Here is a 22638-nt window from a genome sequence, read left to right as displayed (position 1 = left end):
TTATTTTTTAAGCTCTTCTAAAAACTCATCGTGAGAAATAGCTGTTTCTTTTTTCGTTGCTTTCTCAAGAATAACATCTTTCAGCTTCGTCATGGCTACTTCAGAAGAGATCTGTCTTACCTGCTCCTGGTCTTTAAGCATTTCAACCGCATACTTCTGGATCTCTTCATCCCCTAAGTGGTGGATTCCGTAGATAGCTAATTGGTTTCTTACCAATTGTTCAGCCTGTGCCAAAATATCTGCATAATCCAACTGGATTTCGTTTTCTGTCATCAGTTTTCCTTCGATGATCTGGTATTTCAACTGGTTTTTCTCAGATTCAAGGATTTCTTTTGCCTGTTCTGCAGACTGGATGTTCTGGTTGGAGAACAATAACCATTTTACCAAAAATTCTTCAGGAAGCTTTACTTCTTCTTTTTCAGAAACCTGCTCCAATACTTTATTCACAAAGTGAACATCAGCATTCTGCTGGAAATACTCGTCTAATTCGGATTTTACTTTTTCCTTCAGTTCTTCTTCAGACTTGATGTTTCCTTCTCCGTATACTTTATCGAATAATTCCTGATTAAGTTCAGCAAGGTTAAGACCGTAGAAATCTTTTACTTTTACTTCTACCTCATTGTGGTGAAGGTGCTCTGCTTCTTCTTTAGAGAATCCTAATTCTTTAGCAAGCTCTTCGTTTTCGGCAAGCGTTTCTTTAGAAACTTTTACAGAACCGTCCATTTTAAGAGACTTTACCAATTTGAAAGCTTCTTTGTTTTCAGCAGTAATGGTAACGTTCTTCGGCTGGTGGTGGTGCTCTCCTTCAGCGCCCTCTTCCACAACCTGGGAAACTTCCAGCGCGATGTATGAGTCTTTATTAATTTTGTCTTGAGGAGCCTGCTCTGCGAAACGCTTCTGCATGTTCTCAATACTCTTGTTGATTTCTTTTTCAGAAGCTTCTACTTTATAGTGAGGCGCTTCATATTTAGCTAAATCGATAGTGAATTCCGGCTCAAATCCAATTTCGAAAGCAACTTCCAACTGATCCGCATTGTAATCGAACTCGTTTACCGGCTGTGGAACAGGCTGGCCAACCAATCTTAGTTTGTTTTCGTTTACGTAGCTATTTAGAGCATCAGAAACCTGCTTGTTGATTTCTTCAAAAGCAATACCCGCTTCATATTGTTTTCTAACCATACTCAAAGGCACTTTCCCTTTTCTGAAACCAGGAACTTGTGCATTTTTAGCATAATTAATCAATTGTTTCTCAACTTTTTCCTTATAGTCAGATTTTTCCAATGTCACTGTAAGCAATGCACTTACATCATCATGGTTTTTTGCAGTAACCTTCATTATTGATTAAAATTTTAGGTTGCAAAAATATGAAAATTTTATGAAAATCTATCAATTAAAGTCAACTTAAAAAGCCAAATACTGTTAAATAAAAAACCACCGGAAGATTCCGGCGGTTTTCAGCTAACAAGATTAAGGATCTGTTAATTGGTAATATTATAGTTTGCCTGCGCATCGGTTTCCCCGCCGGTATGTGTTCCGTACACCACTCCGTTTCCGCTTACCGAAGATGCTTCGGAAACCGTTACCGGCTTATGATATAAGGTTAGGACCAACTGAGCAGGTGCCGATGAATTTTTAACTGCCGTGTTTACTACCCATTTTGTTTTTATACCTACATGATTTCCATCCTGTCTTACGAAATCCTGATCATCCGTACGGGTAAGGGTAATATCGGAATTCGGGAAATTATATACCAGGAAATGCTCGTTTACCGCAGCTTTAATTTCCCCGGTAGCATCTTCATTTCCATTTTTGAACATTACTTCCACGTTATAGGTATGCCCGTTAATTAATTTAATGTTCGGGTTGGTTGTACTGTTTACCTGGTAATCATAAACCACAGGAGTTCCCGTAGCCTGGTCCGTTACTTTCAAAAGAACATCCGACAGTTCTTCCTGCGGAAGGTCATCCGATTCGTCATCGGTTCTGTGACATGAGGTAAGGCTAAAAGAAAGCGCTAAGAACAAAAGGCCTAAGATAAAGGTCGTACTTTTAAGGGTATTTTTCATTTTTTTAAATTTTTAAAGTGATTAAAATTGATATTTAAGAGTTAGAATAAAGTTTCTTCCCATTTCATTGGAAAAGAAACGAAGCCTGTTCAGGTAATCCCTGTACGACTTATTGAATACATTCCGGACTGAAAAGTCAACCCCGAAATTTTTAGACAGATTCACCCCCGTCTGAAGGTTCCAAAGGGAATATCCGTTTGGCGGAGTGGAAATATCCACTTCTTTGTTGTAAGGGTTTCCGTCAGAATCAAATAATCTGATCGGAACATTGTAAACAGGAAATCTTGTTTGTTTCAGGTAGGTGTTGTTGCTCACATTGAAATAAAAGTTTTTCCATTCTTTTTTATTGAATTCCAATGAGTTGTTGAAATTCGGCGGCATCATCAGGATCAGAGGGACATTGTGGGTAAGATCCTGACCATAGACATAGGATCCGCTTCCTTTATATCCGAGGTTATCTGATATTTTAAGCTGTACATCCAGATCGATTCCGTACATTCTGGCATCCACCTGCTCATAGTTATACACGACGAAAGCTCCTCCCCACTGTGTATTCTGATAGCCAGTAGGAATTTCGTTGATGAAATTTTTGGTATAGAAGAAATAAGGATTTACCGAGATATTCAGTCCTTTTAAAACATTCGCCTTTACGTCGGCAACCAGGTTGAACTGATTTCCGGTTTCATTTTTCATCCTCATATTCCCTCTTTCGATAATCGCTGCCGAGTGGTGAAGCCCGTCAGCGAAAAGTTCGGCAATATTCGGAGACCTTGATACTCTGGCATAATTAAACTTCAGATCAAAATAGGCGGACGGGTGGTAAACAACCCCCACATTTGCCGAAATATTATTATAGCTTAATGACGGCTTGGTAAGTATCCTGTTTTGGTTCACCCGTACCACGAAGTCTTTGTAATCTGAAGCATAAAGCCTGTTCCAGTCGCTCAGGTCATACCATTTCGTTACTTCATAATGATCAAAATCGTATCTTCCTCCTGCTTCCAGCTCAACCTCAGGGGCAATTTTATATTTAAGTACCGAATAAATTCCTGCATAATACCGGTCATAATTCGGCACAAGGCGCCTTGCTTCCGTCTGCGTGCTGGAATAGTTGTTCTGGTAACCGGCATTGATCCCGGTTTCAAGATTCCAACTCCCTCTTTCGATGAGATGATTAACATTTAAATCATGGGTTATCAGTTCCAAATCGAGTGCCGGCTTTTTGCTAAGCTCTTCCGTACGTCTGATATCATATTCTTTTCGATGATTGTACTGGAAACTGTATGTTGCCGTAATCTTTCCGAAATTTTCAAACCTTTGATAGGCAGAGATTTTAGCGATATGATGCTCAATATCCTGTCGGGGATTATCAATGGTATAGCTGAAATCCCTTTGATAAATGGGTTCCGGTGCGGTAAGAGCCAGCAACAGATCCTCAGAATTTCCTACATGGGAACTCCGGAGAATGCCTATCGAACTTTTCGTCAGGTAATAGTCAAAAGAAAAACCTTTATTGAAAGTCATTTTCTGAACCCCAAAATTGAATCCGGAACTTTCCAGCCCGGTGTTCATCAGGCCATAATCCGGCGCTTCAAGATCGCCCAGCTTTTTGTAGCTGCCGTTGGTCTTGATGGCCCAGCCGTCTGACCAGGTTTTTGCCAGCTTCACATTAAGGTTCCCCCCTCTCCCGTTGGATATTCCTGAAAGCGATACATTGCCCATCAGGGTATCTTTCTTCGGTAAAACCTGAGGCTGCAACACCACAACACCGCCCACAGCACCGCTTCCGTACTTTAAAGCAGATGCCCCTTTTACGACATCGATGTGCTCAAAATTGTTAACATCCACGTTGGGAGCATGTTCTACGCCCCACTCCTGCTCGGCAAGCTTTACCCCATCGTTAAGTATGGCAACGCGGCTTCCGTATAGCCCGTGAATAATGGGTTTTGTAATGTTATTACCTGTTTTAAGAGCATTCACCCCGGAAATATTGGTCAGCAGGTTACCGAGATTTTCAGAAGCATTGCGGGAGATCATCGCTTTGTCGATGGTCTTCACCACCATGCTTCCGTTGTTCTTGTGGCTTCCGTGTACCGTTACGGTTTCGATATCCTGGATGTGATGCTCCAGCGTGATCGCCAAATGCAGATCCCTCGTAACTTCTATATTTTCAGTATAATCATCACAATCCGGATGTTTGGCAGTAAGCGTATATTTTCCTGCAGGAATCCTGCTGAATGAGAACGTACCGTTTTTATCTGTTTGTGCAGAGAAATTTCCGATTTTCACCACCGCATTTTCCAGTCGGGTCTTATCGTGAAAATCCTGTACTGTTCCTTCCACCGCATAGGTCTGCTGTGCGTTCGATAATGCAAATCCGCAAAGGATCAGCATAAAACTATAGATTAATTTCATTATTAAATAGATTGATTGCGTACTTTTTTAAAAGCACTTTTTCGAAAAAATGTTGGAATGACGACTGATTAATCAGAGTAAAGCCAGATGGACAGGAATTGATATCAAAATCTGTTAATCTTCAAAAATCTTGAACATTAAATCTTGAACATGATGCCCCAATGCTGAACTTTAAACCCAATTAAAGCCGTAAAGAATTTATGAATTATGAAAGGGCGGGCGGACCGCGGAGCTGAAAGGTAAATTTAGTCTGAGACCATATTTTTTCCTGAACAGCGATACGTTGTTTTACTGTGTGGGTAAAATTTTCAAAGGAAATGTTGAATTCTTCAGGAACCAAAGTATGTCCTGTTGCCAAGAAGTGACAGGCCAGACAGTCGGCTGCTTTTTCTTTTGCCGTATTTTTGGTCAGGGTATTTTCTGATTTTTTAAAGCTGAAATTCTTAAAAACCTCCTCCGAACTGTGGCTGTGGAAGTTCTGGGAAAACAGCGCAAGAAAGTAGATCCCAAACAACAATTTGGAAATGAAATTCTTCAGAGTTCTGCTTTCTTTAAAAATCATGCTTCAAAATTATAAAAATATTTTAAAAAACCCGGATTAAAGTTTTCTTAAAATGTTTTAAATGATAGGTAGGAAAGATCTCAGCTTTGTTACAAAGCTTCCAATCGTTTTTAAATACCGTTTGCTATTTTCTTAACCTATTGAAAATCTAACCCCTGTTTTTGTCATGACTATGCCGAATGAATCTACGATTTCCCGCAGAGAATCCAACTATAGTCTTATAGAACTAACTGAAAAGGTTTACGTTTTGTATTTTTTTAAATTAATCTAGCTGAGTTCCCAAGTATTCCCATTCCTGAAGCGCCAATTCCAGCTCTTCTTTCGTACTGTTGTATTTTTCCAGTGTTTCTTCGGAAGGGTTTTCTTTGGTAAAAGAAGCTTCAAATTCCTCTACTTTTGTTTCAAGCTCGGAAATTTTCTCTTCTACTTTTTTAATTTTATTCTGAATATTTTTCTGTTCTTTGCTTACGATCACAGCAGACTGAGCGGCTGCTTCAGGTTTTTCTTCTGCTTTTTTCACCTCAGCTTTAGGAGCTTCACTATGAAGTTTTGCTTTTTCTGCGGAGATTTCACGGATCGATTCTTTCTGTCTGAACTCAAGATACTCGTTGATATCGCCCAGGAATTCTTTCATTTTTCCGTCGCGGAATTCGTAGATCTTGTCACAAAGCCCCTGAAGGAACTCCCGGTCGTGCGAAATCACAATCAGCGTACCTTCGAACTTCTGCAAAGCCAGTTTGATGATCTCTTTAGACTGGATATCAAGGTGGTTCGTAGGTTCGTCCATGATCAGGGTGTTAAACGGGCGCAACAGCAGCTTACAAAGTGCCAGACGGTTTCTCTCCCCTCCGGAAAGTACTTTCGTCTTTTTATTAACCGCTTCTCCCTGGAACAGGAAAGATCCTAACAGGTCACGCACTCTCGGTCTTGTTTCTTCCGTTGCAGCATCTTCCGCTTCTTCCTGAACGGTTTTATTCGGTGTTAAAACTTCTTCCTGGTTCTGGGCAAAGTACCCGATATTCACGTTATGACCCAGATTCCAGTTTCCGGAATAGTCTTTAATATCGCCGGCAAGGATTTTTGCCAATGTTGTTTTTCCCTGTCCGTTCTGTCCCAGCAACGCAATCCGGTCACCCCGTTGAACAATGAAATCCACATCATCAAAAATCTGCTTTTCACCGTAGGATTTTCCTAATTTTTCAGCTTCAAAGATCACTTTTCCAGGAACTACCGACTGAACGAAACGGATGTTGAATTTGGAAACGTCTTCGTTATCTACTTCAATCCGTTCGATTTTATCCAGCTTTTTGATCAATGACTGTGCAAAAGAGGCTTTGGTTGCACTCGCCCGGAACTTGTTGATGTTGTCTTCCATCTGCTTGATCTCCGCATCCTGATTCTTTTTAGCCTGAATCAGTTTTTCGCGGCGGTCTTCACGCATGATGAGGTATTTGGAATAATTGGCTTTATAATCGTCTACTTTTCTGTTATTCACATCAAAAGTACGGTTGCATACCGCGGTCATAAACTGCTTATCGTGGCTCACAAGAACAATGGCCCCCGGATAGTCTTTCAGGAAGTTTTCCAGCCACATGATCGATTCCATATCGAGGTGGTTGGTAGGCTCATCGAGAAGCATGATGTCGTTCTTTTGAAGCAGAAGCTTGGCCAGTTCAATTCTCATTCTCCAGCCCCCGGAAAATTCATCGGTGATCTTCTGGAAATCGTCGGCTTTGAAACCTAAACCGAAAAGCACTTTTTCCATATCGCCTTCCAGGTTGTAGGCGTCGTGGTTCATCAGAAGATCATTCAGCTCAGTCATTTTATTAATCAGATCCGTGTACGAATCACTTTCATAATCGGTCCTCACCGTCATCTGGTGGTTTACCTCTTCAAGCTCGTTTTTCCAGGCATTGATCTGTTCGAAGGCCTGCATGGTTTCTGCCCATACGGTTCTTCCTTTTACGAAATCAAGATCCTGTTTTAGGAACCCGATGGTAATGTTCCCTTCCGGAACTACATTTCCTTCATAGAAAGTAATTTCCCCGGAAAGCATTTTCAGTAAAGTGGATTTTCCCGCTCCGTTTTTACCGACCAAACCAATTTTATCATCTTTTTTAATCGTAAAATTTACGTTTTGAAACAGATAATTTCCCGAATGATGTAATCCTAAACCTTGAACCGAAAGCATGTGTTAAATAATGATTAATGTGAATAATGAATTTTCGGGTGCAAAAATACGGAAAATAAAGCAATTCAAGATAAAGAAAAAGAGCCACTTAAAAAAGCGGCTCTAATGGGGAAAAACTTATACGCTTATAAGTTTGAATAAGACAAAATTCTGAAAAATAAAGAGGATACGGTACCGTAGAAATAACCAAAATTCCGATACCGTATTTCTACGGATAGAGAAATTCCATAATGACAAAAAAGAGCTGCCAAACCATGGCAGCCCTACACCTAAATTTAAAACTGAAAAAGTACTAACATTTATTGTAAAGACTTTCTTTCATCAAAATAGTACGGTTCCAATGGTCATTGTTCGGAATATTGGTTCCGTATGCATAATCCACAAAGGAATCTTCGATGTGATGGATCTCCGACTGTAACCTGGCCCCGTTTTTTTCCTGCTGATCTTCCGAATGGCCCGGAACATTCAATCCGTTGTTGATAAATTCTGCATGAGCAGTACATTTCGGATGCTGAAGCAGGGCAGCATGATACAGCCCGAAATTTGCCGAGATATGGGTATAATCTGCCAGCATCTCGTAATGATAATCCGGTTTTGCATCCGGCGAAAAGGTCTGCACATATTGCTGCAGGGCTTCCGATAATTCGATCAGGTAAGGATGCTCACAGGCTTCAATCTGAAAATCTGAAGCGCTGAAATCGGTTCTGAACACCTGCTTTTCCAAATTGGTTTCTGCGATCATCAGCTGGCCATAGACTTTCGGCAGTTCATTATACACCCATTCTTTAGCGACATACGCCTGTGACGTGATTCCATCATACTCCACACCATAATCGCTCAGCAGATAATCCCAGATTTTAGGTATGCCTTCATCCTGCGCCAGGGCTGTGATGTTTTCCATATAAGAGAAAAGATCCTCATGCTCTGTATAATTCGGAGAAACATATACCGATTGCGAGCCCTCTAAATATCCTCCTCCCACATCGGCGTGAGCGCCCGGAACGAAAATCTCTTTCCATACCGAATGTTCCGTTATGTATTGTGAATCGGTTCTTTCTCTTGAATCTTCCAGCAGACCGCTCAGCGGGAAAAAAAACCGGCATTCATTCAGTGCGCAGATGTGCAGCGCCCGTTCGGTTTCCGGGAGCACGGCTATTTTATAATTGCTGAAAGCTGCAGATTCCACCGTATCAAAGACTCCCAAAAATTTCACTTTCAAAGAATAACCTGAAAATTCGGAATACTCTTTCAGCAGCTCATAGCAGAAATGTCTTGCCAACATGGCTCCGCGGCTGAATCCGTAAACATAGAAGTGATATTCTGCCGGCCCATCCGAAAGAAGGGTTCTGGTAAATGAGAATGCTTTCTCCAGTTTATCATCTGAAGAATACCCGGAAACTCCCGAAGGGTTTTTGCAGGTGGCCATCGCAAAATCAAGATCCTCCGCTCCGGTAACCGTTCCTATTCCTTCAATATAAATTTTTTCATCACCGTTAAAAAGACTGAATAATTTATAGATATTGGTACTCTCACCATGATAGCTTTCATTATTTTTCTCAGGCTTCTGCTGGGAAGCTGCATTCGATCCGTTGTTTCCGGTTCCGTCGAAAAAGATTCCGACCGAGATAATTTTATCATTCATTCACTTTGTGGTTTTATCTTATCTTCATTACGGATAATGAAGTGCTTCATTATATGAATTCTCCAAAGTAACGATGAAAAAAAATGGAATGATAGCGTATAAAATACCAAATAAAAAATTCCGTATTTCTACGGAATCATATTCTTTCTAAAGGATGGATGTTGTTGATGATGGCATAAATCACAATACCAACCGTATTTTTTGCGCCGATCTTTTCGACAATTCTCTGCCGGTGGCTTTCTACGGTCCTGGGGCTGATGAAGAGTTTTTCAGCAATCTCATTGTTGGTGCATTCCTGGCAGATCAGCTTTACGACTTCCTTTTCCCGTTCGGAAAGCTCATCGTCCATTTCAAAAAGAGTTCTCTTTTTTGTGGGGCTGTTCATGTAAGACAGAATCATCTGGTGGTCTTCCGGGGTAAAGAATATCCCGTTCTTATAAACCATGGTGATGGCTTCAATAAAAGCACTGCGGTTGGAATTTTTAGGCAGAAAAGCAGAGACTCCCAGTTTTACCATATATCCTAAAATCGTAGTCTTGTAATGCGAAGATAGGATAATGATTTTGAGGTTGGGATATTTCTCTTTCAGGATTTCCACGAGCTGAAACCCGTTCATCGGCAGCATCTGTACATCAACCAAAGCAATATCGGGAAAATCTTCCGCAGAAGTTTTTTCCAGGGTTTCCAAAAAGTAAGGTCCGTTGTTGGACATTGCCACTACGGAAATATTCTGCTCGGAAGACAACAGCATCTTTACCGCTTCAAGGATCAGTTGCTCATCATCAATTAACGCTAATTTGATCTGGGAATTCATTGTTATACGGAATTTTAATAATTAACCGGCTGCCATGGCCTAAAATATTTTTCCATTTATGCGCCGCATTCATCGATTTTATTCGGGATTCGATATTCTTGATTCCCATCCCCTTTTTCACCTCTTCATATTCAAAACTCTTGCCGTTGTCCGAGATGACAACCGCAAGGCTGGTGGTATTGTCTTTAATATAGATCCAGACCCGGGTGGCTTCCGAATGTTTAAGAACATTGGTGGTAAACTCCTGAATGATCCTGTATAACTGGACTTCTATAAAAATTTCTTTTTTCTGAAATTTCGGGCTTACATTCAGTGAAATATTAATTCTTCCTGCCAAGTTGGCAATCAACTCTTCAATATAAAGCACCAGCCCAACAGATTCCAGGTTTACCGGATAAAGGGAGTGGGAAATGCTTCTGGCGGAATCGATCAGCGAAGACATCTGGGTCGTAATATTCTTCCGGATAAGTTCATCACCTTTTGTATCGAGGTTATTCAGCCATAGCGAAAGAATGTTAAGACGGTTTCCGATATCGTCGTGGATCATGACGGCAATCCTCTTCCGCTCCGATTCCTGAGCTTTTATATTTTCTAAAACCAATGTTTTCTGATACTGTACTTCCGCTTCGTACTGCGCATTCTTTTCTTTAACAATTCTGCGGATAAAACTTCGGTAAGCCAGCAGAATAAAAGACATGATGATTGCCATAACGGCAAGCAGCGCAATAAAGAAGGTAATATTTAGCGTTATTTCTTTAATTTTAAAAAAGTATAAATAAGTGAAACATATAAAAGACTGCAGAGGAGGTTATTCACATTCCAGATCATGTTGGCATCTTCCGATTTAAAATAAGCCAGCTGCCCGAGAACAAAAAACATAAATACCGACATGCCATAATACAGGAAAATAAGACTGTCTGCAATGATAAAGCGTGCGTTGATCTTCGGGTTGTTAATTTCCATCAGCAGCGCATATCCTGCAAAACAGATAATCACGATACTGGAAATCACCTTTTTTGTTTCGTTGACGATAATATCGGTACTGAAAAGAAAGAAACCTGCCATTAAAACCAGCGGAATGTGTAAGTAAGCCGAAAGATTCAGTTTACGGATAAAGAGAGTGCCCAATATAAGCAGCTCCCCGGAGACGTAATACGGAAAGATATGATTCAGTTCTTTTGCGTGGAAGCCATAAATAGCAGTTTTAATGGCACATTCTATTAAAAAAAGAAAAATGATATAATAAACATACCATTTTTCCGTATTTTTAAAAGATCTGTATTTTATAATTCCAACTAAGACACAAATTACAAGTAAGATGTTATTAAGATAAAGTATTACCCCGGAAATATCCACAGTACAATCTAATTTTTAATTATATAATCCCACAAGAGGGCGGACAGGCATGAGACCAATCATAGGTATTCGATATGGTTTTTATGCTTCCGTTACCTTCAAGGTTTTCATAGAAGGAAATAAAAATAAGGGTAGGCAATACCCGTCCATAAATATCAGAGTACTTCAACCCGAATGAACAGATAATATGGGTAAGCGCCTCTTTTGACTCCTCTTCCTTAAACTCTGAATGAAGGATGTCCTGTGCCGGTACATAAAATCTCCTGAAAATCCTGTCTCCGCCAAATTCCGTACATTCCCTGTAGAACCACATCATTCCTTCGTTTCTCCACGATTCTATTGCTGTTACAGCTCTATCCTGGGCCAGCACCGGTTTACCTGAAACCGGGAATGACGTATCGGAAGTATCGTCCACTTTTTCCAGATCTTTGGAAAGAACGGCATTCTTAACGATGGTATATACCGCCTTTTCTCTCAATGTTAAGTCCTGTCGCAGTTCCTGTAAAGGACTGTACACGTAATTGTCGATAACAATTTGACGTCCGTCTGTATTCATCGGATACAGGATCGCAATCAGCTGCCCCTGATGAATACCCACTTGCGTACAGAATTCATTGTTTTGATTTTCCTTCTTCATCCAATCGATTTCCGAAGCATCAAAATTAAAAACATAGTTGGTTGGGATCAGCTTTTTGATCGCTTCATAATTACCACAGCAATTTTCCCATGCTTCAATAGCTCTTTTAGACTCTTCTAAGTTTATTGTATTCATTTTTTTCACGGTTTTGATGTGTCAAAATTATATAAACTAATTTATCTGTGCAAGTATCTCACAAATAATTGAAAATTTGTTAATAGTTCCTTACCGTAATATGAAAACAGCTTTGTTGCCTCTCCTTGATGTAATAAATCTTTCCCGCATCATAATAGAACTTCAGCACCTTCTCCAGGGCAGCTTCCATTTTAGGATTGTATTTTAAGGCATCATTAAAGCGGACATAAGAGATGTCGAAAGAGTTGCCGTAATTATGAGAACTGATCCCCAAAGCGGCATTGGAATTCACCCGTCTCAGACGGCACTGGTCTTCCAGCGTCCTGGTAAGGGATGAAACCGTGAAGGTATTGCCTTTGGTTTCTTTGCTGAACCGTGATGCGATTTTTTCAAGCATGAACTTGCCTTTGGAAACCATCCAGGCCCTGCTGTAATCGAGCTTTTGAACACGGTATCCCTTTCCCGATTTTTTGATTTTGTGAAGTTTCCCGTTATCAATGTATTTCTGAACCGTCTTTGAATCTTTAAGGAGCTTGATGCCAAAACTTTTCGCGGCATCCAGATGCGGCTTATACAGTGCAGTAGGTTCTACTTTTACAATTTCTTTCAGATCATAACAGGGGAAATCCCTGCTGGCCTGCTGGGTGTAAAAAAACGGTCCTAAAAACAGGATATGGATGTATAACAGTTTTTTCATCTGAGAGATCAGGCAAAATTGATATATACAGAAATTTATTTCACCCAAATATATTAATTTAAATCAAAATCATAAATTTTTATCAATACAAATAATAAGTTAAAAAATGTTAATTAAAAATAAATTAATTACTAAATACACTTAATAACCATTATTAAAATTTAAAAACAGGAAATAATTTTGAATTATTAATTTTTTGTAAATTAGACCTCTAACTAAAAATTTACAATGATGATTTCAAAAACATCCAAATTTGTTGCAGAAATGCTTGGCACGATGGTGCTTGTTTTCATGGGCTGCGGAAGCGCCGTTATCGCCGGTGCGGATGGTACTACCGGTGTCGGGTTTCTGGGAATTTCTTTTGCATTCGGACTGAGTGTTGTAGCCATGGCTTATGCGATCGGGCATATTTCAGGCTGTCACATCAACCCGGCTATTTCGATTGCTATGGTTGCAGCCGGAAGAATGAAAATGGGGGAAGCCGTCCGGTACATTATTGCCCAGATCCTGGGGGGCATCATCGGAGCCGGAATTCTATATATTATTTTTACGGGACATCCGGGGGCAGAGATGAAACCTTGGGCACTAGGTTCCAACGGCTGGGGAACAGGTTACCTGGATCAGTACAATACCGTTTCAGCATTTCTGGCAGAATTTGTATTTACCTTCATTTTCCTGATGGTTATTTTGGGAGCAACTTCCAGCAAAAATATCAACGGCGGTTTTGCCGGTCTGGCGATTGGTTTTTCCCTGGTGCTGATTCATATTGTGGGAATTAAAGTGACCGGAGTTTCCGTAAATCCGGCGAGAAGTATCGGCCCTGCAGTATTTGCAGGCGGTGAGGCACTGAATCAGCTATGGCTGTTTCTTACGGCTCCTATCCTGGGAGGCATTGCGGCGGCTTTTACCTATAATTTACTGATCGAAAGACCTGAAAAATAACAGAACCAAATCCTGTTGCTTTCTAATGTGATTCGAAAAAAAGATAAATTCAATAAACAGCAGATAAAAATTCCTACAAAAAAATCCTGTTTTTGCAACAGGATTTTTTTTATCTCAGCCTTTTAATATCAAAAGGGCTTCTGAAAATAAGTTCTTCGTGCTTGCCTTTTATTTCCAGCTTTTTCTGAAGCAGGCTCAGTGCCATTTTCCGGATGAAGATATCTTTGTCGTTCAGTTTCCAGTAAGAATCTTCATGAACGCGCTTCGGCTCACGAATGCGGTAAAATTCCGTATCCCAGGTATCTACGTTATGATAAAATTCGATGATCCCGCAATGTACAGGAATAAGATTATGATCCACCATTCCCATCGGCAACAGGAAACTGAACGCATTGCAGATGTAATCGCCACACGAAATCTTATCGTGCTTTAAAAACTTCTCGCCGGTATTCGAATTGGTGTACGATTTTTTAAAGTCGTTTTTAAAATCGCTTTTCGAAAGCTTGATTTCGATCTCATGACTGAAGCCTTCCGAATCCACTACCAGAATATCGGCTTCCCAATCGGCCTGAAAATGATTAGTGAGCACCATCTCCTTCTCAAAATTACACTGAGAATGGATGAACGCATGCACCAATTCTTCTATTTTTAACACTTTTGTTTTAATTAAAATTTATTGATTTACTATTTAACGGAGAAACGGTCATTTTCTTTCACATCCCAGTACTCTTCTCCTCAAAAGTACTTTTACCACTCCTTAACCCTCAAACACTTCTACTCTCAAACTCTCCAGCTCTCCAACTCTCCAACACCTCAAAATCTCCAACTCATAACCAAACCCACACCTCAACTCACCAGCAGACTACAGCCGCGGATATCCGAATGATCAATCCTTCCCAATACCTGAAACTTATCTCCAACGGTCTTTCCTAAATCCTGTGTAGCAATAAAGGAACAGGAATGAATGTTTGCCAGATCGATAATATTGATAGCACCGGTCCTCCCTTCTTTTTCGTAATTAAAGGGATCTTCCGCATTTCGGATCAATATTTTCATCCAGTTCGGACATTCGTATTCATTATTCCCAAGTGAATAAGCCTGTGAAAGCAGTTCCGTCATGGAGTATTCCGAATAAATCTTATCCGTTTTAAAACCTTCCTGCATGATCTTCAGCAGCTCATCTTTGGTCATTTCCTCTTTTCTTCCTTTCATTCCGCCGGTTTCTATAACGATCAGATTTTCCGAAGCATTCAGAGAACCTTCACTTTGCCGGGATCCGCAGTAATCGATAAAATCCAGCAGGGCGAAAGAAACCCCGAAAAGAATTACTTTCTTGTGGCTCAGGGTATTCAGAAGGCTAAACAAATCCTCATGATTGTACAGGAAATAGCCGTTTTCCGGTTGCCCGGATTTCTTCATCAGGTAATCTACCATATAAATAAGTGAAGAATTCTGCTTTTCCAGGTAACTTGGCAAAAGCCCCAGGAAAATAAAATCTTCCGGCTGGCCTATAAACTGCGCGAAACTTCGGTAAATGCTTTCTTCATATTTGCTTTCATCTGCGATAAAATGCTTTGAAAGGTTCATCTTTGTAGTCCCCGAGCTCTGAAAAAACAGGCCGGCTGTCGCATTTCTATCTAAAATCTCATGATTTTTAAACATTTCAATCGGCAGAAACGGAATATTTGCCAGGCTGTTTACACTTTCCGGATCGATGTTCAGATAATCCACAAAACGCCTGTATATCTCAATATTTTCATATTGGTAACGGAATGTATCGAGGGCTGCCGTTAAAAATTCCTGTTCTGTCTGTATGCTGAATATATTTTCCACTGCTGAGCTGTTGAATTTATTATCTCATTATGAGCTGATTAATAAAACGACTTTTTATTTTAATATTTTTTTAATAATTTAAATTAAATCCTGGTCGGTTTATTGTATTGAAATAGGCGGAATATGGATTAAAACAAGAATGAATTTTTCATTCAAGAATTACCTCTTTTAGGGGTAATTTTTTTGTGCTTTCGCCAAAGGTCCTCAGTTCGAAGTCATGTTCGAAAACCCCGTACGTAAAGTAAGTAATCCAGTCGCCCAGGTTGATGTATTTTGCTTTTCCCTCCAGGTCAAGAACCATCGGAAGATGCCGGTGCCCATAGATAAAATAATCGATCGGTTGGGTTTTGAGCTTTTCTTTGGAATAGATAATTAAAAATTCCCTGTCCTCACCTAGAAACTCCTTATCTTCATCCCCCGAAATCATCTTATTTTTCTGGGACATATACAAGGCAATCTTCATTGCAATATCGGGATGCAGCCATTTGAAAAACCACTGCGCTACCGGATTGGTAAAGACTTTTTTCATTCTCTTATATCCTTTATCACCCGGCCCCAGCCCATCACCATGGGCCAGTAAAAACTGTTTCCCACCCATCTCGAAGTACTGCTTTTTATAGAAAACCGTACATCCGATTTCATCTTCCAGGTAATCCTTCATCCACAGGTCATGATTTCCTACAAAAAAATAAATGTGGATTCCGCGGTCCTTCAGTTCGGCGATCTTTCCCAGTACACGAACGTATCCTTTCGGGATCACATGCTTCCATTCGTGCCAGAAATCAAACAAATCCCCCATTAAAAAAAGAACCTGTGCATCATGCTTGATCTCGTCCATCCAACGGATGAAATGCTCTTCCCGGATTTTGCTTTCCCTGGGAGTAGGCGCACCAAAATGCTGATCTGAAGCGAAATATACTTTTTTTCCAGGTTCTAGATTGATGGTTGTCTTTAACACCTTCTGAATTTTTGTTGAATAAATTACTGATTATCTTCTGCAAACCACTCTCCGTAAGAGTTTTCGGTTTCATGAAGCTTCAGGTAAGCGAGAGAGATGCCTTCCGGCAACTTCGATTTTATTTTTGCTGCAATGGCATACAGCATATTTTCACAGGTCGGCTGAAAAGTACAGTAGATTACTTTGTGCCCTTTCTCTTCCAGGTCTTCTCCCAGCTCGCGGTGTGGCGAAAGGCCGTTGATCAGAACAGCATGGTCCCAGACATCTACAATCTCAGACTTTACGATACTTTTGATATCTCCAAAATCCACCACCATCCCATTCTTGGGATTCTCCAAATCATTAACCGGCTTTCCTTTTACCGTTACAAACAGCTTATAGGAATGCCCGTGCATATTTTTACATTTCCCGTCGTAATTGTACAGTACGTGAGCGGTTTCGAATGTAAAAATTTTTGTTATACGTATCATCCTGCAAAGATAAGGAATTTGGTTTGAGTTTCGGTTTGCTTAATTGCTGATCGTTGGCTCGGGAAAATTTATCAATTGATGATCAGTCGACGGAATTACTGATAAAACTTTTAGACAGTTTAGTTTTTCTAATCATTGCAAATTATCAAACCAGTTTCTTTCCAGCCTTTTAATTCTCTGTGTTTCCGCATCGACCAAGACCCATAGGGTCGTGGAATCTACCACCAGCTGATCATTACAATAGAATTCCACTTTTCGGGGCTGCCGGATTCCTTCCGGTGCCTTAGGATAGGTTTTTATGGTAATGATATCTCCTAAAAATACCTGCTTTTTATACTGAATATGATGGTCCAGGAGCATCCAGATGTCCTTCGGGTATTCCGTCCTGTGTTTCACAAAATCCCAGTGTTCTCCTGCGATCTCTTCAACCCAGTGAACATACTGAACATTGTTCACATGATTAAGACCATCGATATGTTTTTCCGTAACCGTAATTTGTTTTTCAAAAATCAGACTCATCTTCCTTAATGTTTACTCAAATGTAAAACTTAAAAATTAAATAACATTCATTCCGAAAGTTGCTATATTAGCAAAAAAATTACTTACACAAATGATTCTGGATATTTTCTTTCCTAACCGCTGTATTGCATGTAGCCGGATTATTGAAGCAGATCTATTGGCCTGCTCCCTCTGCATGGAACAGATTCACTTTACCCATACCGGGTATTTCGAAGACAGTTTTATGAAACAGAAATGCAGACTGCTATTCCCTGTTGAAAACGCTTTTGCCCTGATGAACTTTGAAAAAGAGAACGCCAGCCGCCAGATTATTCACGATTTAAAATACAGAAGCAGGAAGAACATTGGAAAAATCCTCGCCAACTGGACGACCGAACGATTAGACTTTCAAAATGAGAAACCCGATCTGCTGGTTCCGGTGCCGCTTCATCCGAAAAAGCTGAAGGAACGGGGATATAACCAGCTGCATCTATTTACCGAAAGCCTTTCTGCATTTTACAGCATTCCATTTGATCACGAAGCCGTCAAAAGGAATTACTATTCCAAAGCACAGGCTTTAAAGGACAAACAGCACCGGCTGGAAACAAAAAACACGTTTTCCGTAATAAAAGAGATTTCAAACAAGCACGTTTTGCTGATCGATGATGTTTTTACCACCGGAAATACCCTTGCCACCATTGCGTGGGAAATCCTGAAGTCCGGAAATAATAAGGTAAGTGTATTAGTAATGGCTGTTGACTTGTAGAAGGATTAAATTCAAGGTTCAAAATTTAGGATTTAAGATTTAAAATTCTGGAGCTGAGGTTATCCATTATAATTGAAAGCATAAACTGTAAGCGAAAAAAACCGTATTTTTCTGGTAAACAAAATATAAAATGCTTGATCTGATATTATTACATGGCGCTTTAGGACACAGCGAGGTTTTCGAGCCTTTTCAAGAAGAGCTTTCAACTTATTTTACCGTGCATACCCCATTGTTTTCAGGACATGGCAGTAAAGTGCTGCCTGAAAACGGAATTACCGTTGAAAGATATGCACAGGAACTGCACGGGTTTATCCTTGCTGAAAACCTGAAAGACGTCTATATTTTGGGGCACAGCATGGGCGGTTACGTGGCACTCTGCTACGCAATGCAACATGCTGAAAACATCAATTCGATCATGACATTAGGAACAAAGTTCGAATGGACGGAAGAACAGGCTGCAAAAGAAAGCAGCATGCTGAATCCTGAAATTATTGCTACAAAAGTCCCGAAGTATGCAGAATTACTTGAAAAACAGCACGGCCCGGAATGGAAACTACTGTTACCTGCTGTTGCTGAAATGATGATAGCCCTGGGTAAAAATCCACCGCTGAAAGGCAACATTTCCACCATCAATATTCCTGTCCAGATCATGGTAGGCGATAAAGACAGTATGGTGACGCTAGAAGAAAGTATGGAAATATACAGGAGCCTGCCCACCGCAAGTCTGGCCGTACTTCCCGATACAAAACATCCTATCGACAAAGTACGGCCAGCGTTATTGTTAAACCTGATGAAAGATTTCTGGAAACTTTCCTGAATTACCGTTGCAATTTTTCTCCGTAGCTCAGGTCTCCCGCATCTCCTAATCCTGGTGTGATGTAACCTTTTGATGTTAAATTTTCATCAATTGCCCCAACCCAGATCTTCGCATCAGAATAAGCTTTGGCAATAGTTTCAACCCCTTGCTTCGAAGCAATGGCAGCTACAATATGAAGCGATGACGGTTTTCCATTCGTCAGCAGATCCTTAATGGCTTCGATCAGCGACGCACCGGTGGCCAGCATCGGATCTCCGACGATTAAAGGTCTTCCTTCGATATCCGGGCAGGTAAGGTAATCTTGCTTGATCGAGAAATAATCATTGGCATCATGTTTCCGGTAGGCGGCCACAAATCCACAGTCTGCCTTATCGAAATAATTCAGCAAACCTTCGAATAAAGGAACTCCGGCTCTTAAAATAGTAGTGATTACGGGCTGAACTGCAATTTCCTTAACACTGATCTTATCCAGAGGGGTCTGAATATCCACTTCCTTATACTCGAGCGTTTTGCTGATCTCGAATGCGGCGATCTCGCCGATTCTTTCCATATTTCGTCTGAAACGCATCCTGTCCTGCTGCACCTCAACATTCCTTAGTTCATTGATCCAGGAATTTACCAGAGAAAACTGTTCTGATAATACAACTGTATTCATTATTGTGAAACTTTTTATCAAAAATATAAATTTAATACAGAATAAAATCCCTCTCAGAAAATCTGAAAGGGACTAAAATTATTTTTGTCTGAAATAAACTTCGATCGGAACTCCGGTAAATCCGAATTCTTTTCTCAGCTGATTTTCCGTAAATCTTTTGTAAGGCTCCTTCACATACTGCGGCAGGTTGCAGAAGAATACAAACTGCGGCGATGGTGTCGGAAGCTGTACACAATATTTAATTTTAATATATTTTCCTTTATTGGCCGGCGGCGGCGTTCCTTCAAAAATCGGAAGCATCACCTCATTCAGTTTGGAAGTCTTGATTTTCTTTTTACGGTCTTCGTATACCGTCATAGCGGTTTCCACTACTTTTAGGATTCTCTGCTTCGTCAGTGCCGATACAAATAGAATTGGAATGTCGCTGAACTGTCCGATTTTATCCCTGATGGATTTTTCAAAATCACGGGTGGTATTGGTCTGCTTATTTTCAACAAGATCCCATTTGTTAACCACGATAACGATTCCTTTTCTGTTTTTTTGTGCCAGTCCGAAAATATTCATATCCTGGGATTCCCATCCTAAAGTGGCATCCACCATAATAACTACGACATCGGAAAATTCAATAGAACGGATGGAACGCATCACGGAATAAAATTCCAGATCCTCGGAAACTTTTGATTTTCTTCTCATCCCGGCGGTGTCTACCAGCACGAATTCATGACCGAATTTATTATATAGAGTCTGGATACTGTCCCGCGTGGTTCCTGCCACATCGGTTACAATATTCCGGTCGGTATCAAGCAAAGCATTGGTTAGTGTAGATTTTCCTACGTTCGGACGGCCGGCAATGGTGATTTTCGGCAATCCTTCAAACGGGTCTTTATATTCTGTAGTGGGAAAATCTTTTACAATATCATCCAAAAGATCACCAGTTCCCGAACCGGTAGCCGAAGATAAAGTATAGTATTTCTCGATTCCCAATTGGTAAAATTCCGTAGCGGCCAGTTCTTCTTTAGACGAATCTACTTTATTTACGACAATGTAAACCGGTTTATTCGATCTTCGAAGCATCTCATAAATCTCATAATCGGTATCGGTAAGGCCTTCTTCCACATTCAGCATGAAGATAATCGACGTAGCTTCATCCACAGCAAGCTGAACCTGCTTTGAGATCTCCCCCTGGAACACATCGTCATTATTCACATCATACCCTCCGGTATCGATTACCGTAAAATCAACCCCGTTCCAGTCGGATTTTCCATAGTGACGGTCACGGGTTACCCCTGCCGTAGAATCTACGATGGCTTCTCTCCTTTCCAGTAAACGGTTAAACAATGTGGATTTTCCTACGTTGGGACGCCCAACGATTGCGACAATATTCGACATAAAAAAATGTTTAATAATCCTTCGACAAAGCTCAGGACAAGATTATCAATGGGTTTCTCCAACTTTTGGAGCCCAATTTTTTTTTTGCAAAGATAGGATTTTTATTTAATTTAAATGATTTAACCATCAAAGCTGTCTCCTGCAAACCCACTCAAATTTCATCTGCGTCAGAATTTTGATCACAAAATATCATAAAATTAATTCTTTGACTATCAATAAATAAAAGCCACCACACCCATTTTTGATCAATTAATCTTGCTGCATCCCTTTTATTTTTAAAATTATTTTTCTAATTTCGCGGTACAGAAATACAGACCCATGGTGTAGCGGTAACACTACTGATTTTGGTTCAGTCATCTGGGGTTCGAATCCCTGTGGGTCTACGAAAGCCATCCTGTTTCAGGATGGCTTTTTCAATTACAACTTGCACAATATTTTTTATCGACATATTCTTTAGACGTATTCTTTATTACCTCCGGAAGATAAATAATAGCAGCCACCTTTTTCCCCGACATAGAATGTTGAAAACAACCTCATCGCCTGCAGCTACTGTAAGTGCTGATAGTTCTCGGTCTACGTATTCCAGATCAATATACCTGTACTCTCCGTCAGACCAAACCACATTGGCAATATCGCCATAAAGATTTATTTCATACTTCATTAAAATCCATTCTACCTTATACAAATATTCGGATTCTTTTATATAAATTTGTATTAATATAATTCAGTTTAAAATGATGTTAAACAAATGTTTATCAGTCGTTTATAGCCGTAACGAAAATTTAATTTCGCACTATATATGATTTTAGCATTTTACTTTTTGGCAGTCGGGTTCTTTTTTATGGTCCGGGCAATCATTTTAAGTAGCAGGAAGCAGCATAAACAACGCTTTGCAAACCCGTATATTGATGCCCACAGGGAGAAAATGAGGGATGATAAGTTGTATAATGATTACTTGGAATTCTGCAAGTTGCACGGCGAATTACCAATGGATAAAAAAGGGTTCCGGGATTTGAGAAGTAGGGAAGAGGATTTGGAAATGAAAATTAAAAATGCAATAAAATAAATATTATGTGTTATCATTCTTTTTAGAATGCCCAAAAAAGTATCCCAAAATTAGGAGAAATGCGCTCTCTATTATTTTTATAGGCTCTTCTTGAAGGAACATCATTACAAGTAGACATATTCCCATTATAAATAGGAGAAGAGAACCTACAATTGAAGCAATTGATTCACGATTCAAAAATTTTAGAAAAGTGTCCGTTCGTTTTGCAAACATTTCTGCTCTATGCTTGCCTAACTCAATTTCTTCCTGGAACTTATCCTTATCAGAATGTTTAGAAAGCTCCTGTTCTCTCTTTGCAGCTTCAAGATCTTCAATTTCTAACGTAAGCTTTTCCTTGATGTCAGTTTCTTGTAACTTGTTGATAAGTTCTTTTATCGACATTACTTTTGAAAATTGCTCTTTATCGTATATCTTATCTCTAATATTCTCTATCTGTTCGTCTATAAAGTTTACTAAAGAAAATGGGATAGGAGTGCTTGTTTGATCTAATATTTCAAAATCATATTTGTTATAAAATGCCTTTGTATGGTGATACATGAGCGCACGTTCACTTTTTAAATCAACAAGTCTTTGCTCTAAATCTTTTAATTCTTGTAAGTTTTTTTCTGTTAAATTATTCCAAAAAATACCCCTGCTTACTGACAAAAACCTTCCAAAGTAATTATAAGCTAATGGTCTAAAATAATCTTTTGCTTGATCAAATGTTTCAAATCTGAGTATTTCCATGGT

24 protein-coding genes and 1 tRNA gene are annotated in these 22638 nt (G+C 39.9%); 5 read left to right on the top strand and 20 right to left on the bottom strand.

Annotation, left to right across the window (positions count from 1 at the left end):
• The 11 genes from QE422_RS06385 to QE422_RS06335 form a co-directional block, all read right to left on the bottom strand.
• Entirely contained in the window at window positions 1-1335 is a 1335-nt protein-coding gene (locus QE422_RS06385; RefSeq protein WP_307456035.1) for a trigger factor, read from the bottom strand.
• A 143-nt stretch (window positions 1336-1478) separates the two neighbouring features.
• Window positions 1479-2066 carry a hypothetical protein gene (locus tag QE422_RS06380; protein WP_307456034.1) on the bottom strand — a complete coding sequence of 196 codons (588 nt, stop codon included), beginning with the start codon at window positions 2064-2066 and terminating at the stop codon, window positions 1479-1481.
• A gap of 21 nt (window positions 2067-2087) precedes the next feature.
• Entirely contained in the window at window positions 2088-4481 is a 2394-nt protein-coding gene (locus tag QE422_RS06375) for a TonB-dependent receptor (RefSeq protein ID WP_307456032.1), read from the bottom strand.
• Window positions 4482-4686: 205 nt separating this feature from the next.
• Window positions 4687-5043, bottom strand: coding sequence for a hypothetical protein (locus QE422_RS06370; RefSeq protein WP_307456031.1), 357 nt, complete (start codon window positions 5041-5043; stop codon window positions 4687-4689).
• 262 nt (window positions 5044-5305) lie between these two features.
• A complete protein-coding gene (locus QE422_RS06365; protein ID WP_307456029.1) occupies window positions 5306-7234 on the bottom strand; it encodes an ABC-F family ATP-binding cassette domain-containing protein in 1929 nt (642 codons plus the stop codon).
• A gap of 292 nt (window positions 7235-7526) precedes the next feature.
• Window positions 7527-8876, bottom strand: a complete 1350-nt coding sequence (locus QE422_RS06360; RefSeq protein WP_307456027.1) for a DUF2235 domain-containing protein — start codon at window positions 8874-8876, stop codon at window positions 7527-7529.
• 136 nt (window positions 8877-9012) lie between these two features.
• On the bottom strand, window positions 9013-9690 hold the full coding sequence (locus QE422_RS06355; RefSeq protein WP_307456025.1) for a response regulator: 678 nt from the start codon (window positions 9688-9690) through the stop codon (window positions 9013-9015).
• Window positions 9659-10387, bottom strand: a complete 729-nt coding sequence (locus QE422_RS06350) for a sensor histidine kinase (RefSeq protein ID WP_307456024.1) — start codon at window positions 10385-10387, stop codon at window positions 9659-9661. The genes QE422_RS06355 and QE422_RS06350 overlap by 32 nt, the downstream gene beginning before the upstream one ends.
• A gap of 50 nt (window positions 10388-10437) precedes the next feature.
• Window positions 10438-10755 (bottom strand): hypothetical protein, encoded by a 318-nt coding sequence (locus tag QE422_RS06345; protein ID WP_307456023.1) that lies wholly within the window; start codon window positions 10753-10755, stop codon window positions 10438-10440.
• Window positions 10756-11065: 310 nt separating this feature from the next.
• Window positions 11066-11818 carry a hypothetical protein gene (locus QE422_RS06340; protein WP_307456021.1) on the bottom strand — a complete coding sequence of 251 codons (753 nt, stop codon included), beginning with the start codon at window positions 11816-11818 and terminating at the stop codon, window positions 11066-11068.
• 79 nt (window positions 11819-11897) lie between these two features.
• The gene (locus tag QE422_RS06335; protein WP_307456019.1) at window positions 11898-12515 is read right to left on the bottom strand and encodes a DUF5715 family protein; all 618 of its coding nucleotides are present in this window, start codon (window positions 12513-12515) and stop codon (window positions 11898-11900) included.
• A 228-nt stretch (window positions 12516-12743) separates the two neighbouring features.
• Here QE422_RS06335 and aqpZ point away from each other — a divergent pair, with 228 nt between their 5' ends.
• On the top strand, window positions 12744-13457 hold the full coding sequence (aqpZ, locus tag QE422_RS06330) for an aquaporin Z (protein WP_307456017.1): 714 nt from the start codon (window positions 12744-12746) through the stop codon (window positions 13455-13457).
• Between the two features lie 109 nt (window positions 13458-13566).
• Here aqpZ and QE422_RS06325 read toward each other — a convergent pair whose 3' ends face one another.
• The 5 genes from QE422_RS06325 to QE422_RS06305 form a co-directional block, all read right to left on the bottom strand.
• Window positions 13567-14112 carry a hypothetical protein gene (locus tag QE422_RS06325; RefSeq protein ID WP_307456015.1) on the bottom strand — a complete coding sequence of 182 codons (546 nt, stop codon included), beginning with the start codon at window positions 14110-14112 and terminating at the stop codon, window positions 13567-13569.
• A gap of 191 nt (window positions 14113-14303) precedes the next feature.
• Window positions 14304-15290, bottom strand: a complete 987-nt coding sequence (locus QE422_RS06320) for an acyl transferase (protein ID WP_307456014.1) — start codon at window positions 15288-15290, stop codon at window positions 14304-14306.
• 148 nt (window positions 15291-15438) lie between these two features.
• Window positions 15439-16248, bottom strand: a complete 810-nt coding sequence (locus tag QE422_RS06315) for a UDP-2,3-diacylglucosamine diphosphatase (RefSeq protein ID WP_307456012.1) — start codon at window positions 16246-16248, stop codon at window positions 15439-15441.
• A gap of 23 nt (window positions 16249-16271) precedes the next feature.
• On the bottom strand, window positions 16272-16718 hold the full coding sequence (locus tag QE422_RS06310) for a 6-carboxytetrahydropterin synthase (RefSeq protein WP_087706037.1): 447 nt from the start codon (window positions 16716-16718) through the stop codon (window positions 16272-16274).
• A gap of 132 nt (window positions 16719-16850) precedes the next feature.
• Window positions 16851-17237: a thioesterase family protein gene (locus QE422_RS06305; RefSeq protein WP_307456008.1), complete on the bottom strand. Its 387-nt coding sequence runs from the start codon at window positions 17235-17237 to the stop codon at window positions 16851-16853.
• A 91-nt stretch (window positions 17238-17328) separates the two neighbouring features.
• Between QE422_RS06305 and QE422_RS06300 the strand changes: the two genes are divergently transcribed.
• Window positions 17329-17982: a ComF family protein gene (locus QE422_RS06300; RefSeq protein ID WP_307456006.1), complete on the top strand. Its 654-nt coding sequence runs from the start codon at window positions 17329-17331 to the stop codon at window positions 17980-17982.
• Window positions 17983-18112: 130 nt separating this feature from the next.
• Window positions 18113-18799, top strand: coding sequence for an alpha/beta fold hydrolase (locus QE422_RS06295; protein ID WP_307456004.1), 687 nt, complete (start codon window positions 18113-18115; stop codon window positions 18797-18799).
• A 1-nt stretch (window position 18800) separates the two neighbouring features.
• Here the strand turns inward: QE422_RS06295 and upp are convergent, their stop codons facing one another.
• The gene (upp, locus tag QE422_RS06290; RefSeq protein ID WP_307456002.1) at window positions 18801-19454 is read right to left on the bottom strand and encodes a uracil phosphoribosyltransferase; all 654 of its coding nucleotides are present in this window, start codon (window positions 19452-19454) and stop codon (window positions 18801-18803) included.
• Window positions 19455-19532: 78 nt separating this feature from the next.
• Window positions 19533-20843: a ribosome biogenesis GTPase Der gene (gene der, locus QE422_RS06285; RefSeq protein WP_307456001.1), complete on the bottom strand. Its 1311-nt coding sequence runs from the start codon at window positions 20841-20843 to the stop codon at window positions 19533-19535.
• Window positions 20844-21155: 312 nt separating this feature from the next.
• On the opposite strand from der, the gene QE422_RS06280 reads away from it, so the two are divergent.
• Window positions 21156-21226 (top strand) — tRNA-Gln (locus QE422_RS06280).
• 86 nt (window positions 21227-21312) lie between these two features.
• On the opposite strand, the gene QE422_RS06275 is transcribed toward QE422_RS06280, so the two are convergent.
• The gene (locus QE422_RS06275; protein WP_307455999.1) at window positions 21313-21504 is read right to left on the bottom strand and encodes a hypothetical protein; all 192 of its coding nucleotides are present in this window, start codon (window positions 21502-21504) and stop codon (window positions 21313-21315) included.
• 138 nt (window positions 21505-21642) lie between these two features.
• Between QE422_RS06275 and QE422_RS06270 the strand changes: the two genes are divergently transcribed.
• Window positions 21643-21909 (top strand): hypothetical protein, encoded by a 267-nt coding sequence (locus tag QE422_RS06270; protein WP_307455997.1) that lies wholly within the window; start codon window positions 21643-21645, stop codon window positions 21907-21909.
• A gap of 3 nt (window positions 21910-21912) precedes the next feature.
• On the opposite strand, the gene QE422_RS06265 is transcribed toward QE422_RS06270, so the two are convergent.
• Window positions 21913-22635, bottom strand: coding sequence for a hypothetical protein (locus tag QE422_RS06265; protein WP_307455995.1), 723 nt, complete (start codon window positions 22633-22635; stop codon window positions 21913-21915).
• Between the last annotated feature and the right edge of the window lie 3 nt (window positions 22636-22638).

Source organism: Chryseobacterium sp. SORGH_AS_0447 (assembly GCF_030818695.1).
In the GTDB taxonomy this organism is placed as follows: Bacteria; Bacteroidota; Bacteroidia; order Flavobacteriales; family Weeksellaceae; genus Chryseobacterium.
Note: the sequence above shows the minus strand (reverse complement) of the source record. Positions and strands in the feature narration are given on the sequence as shown.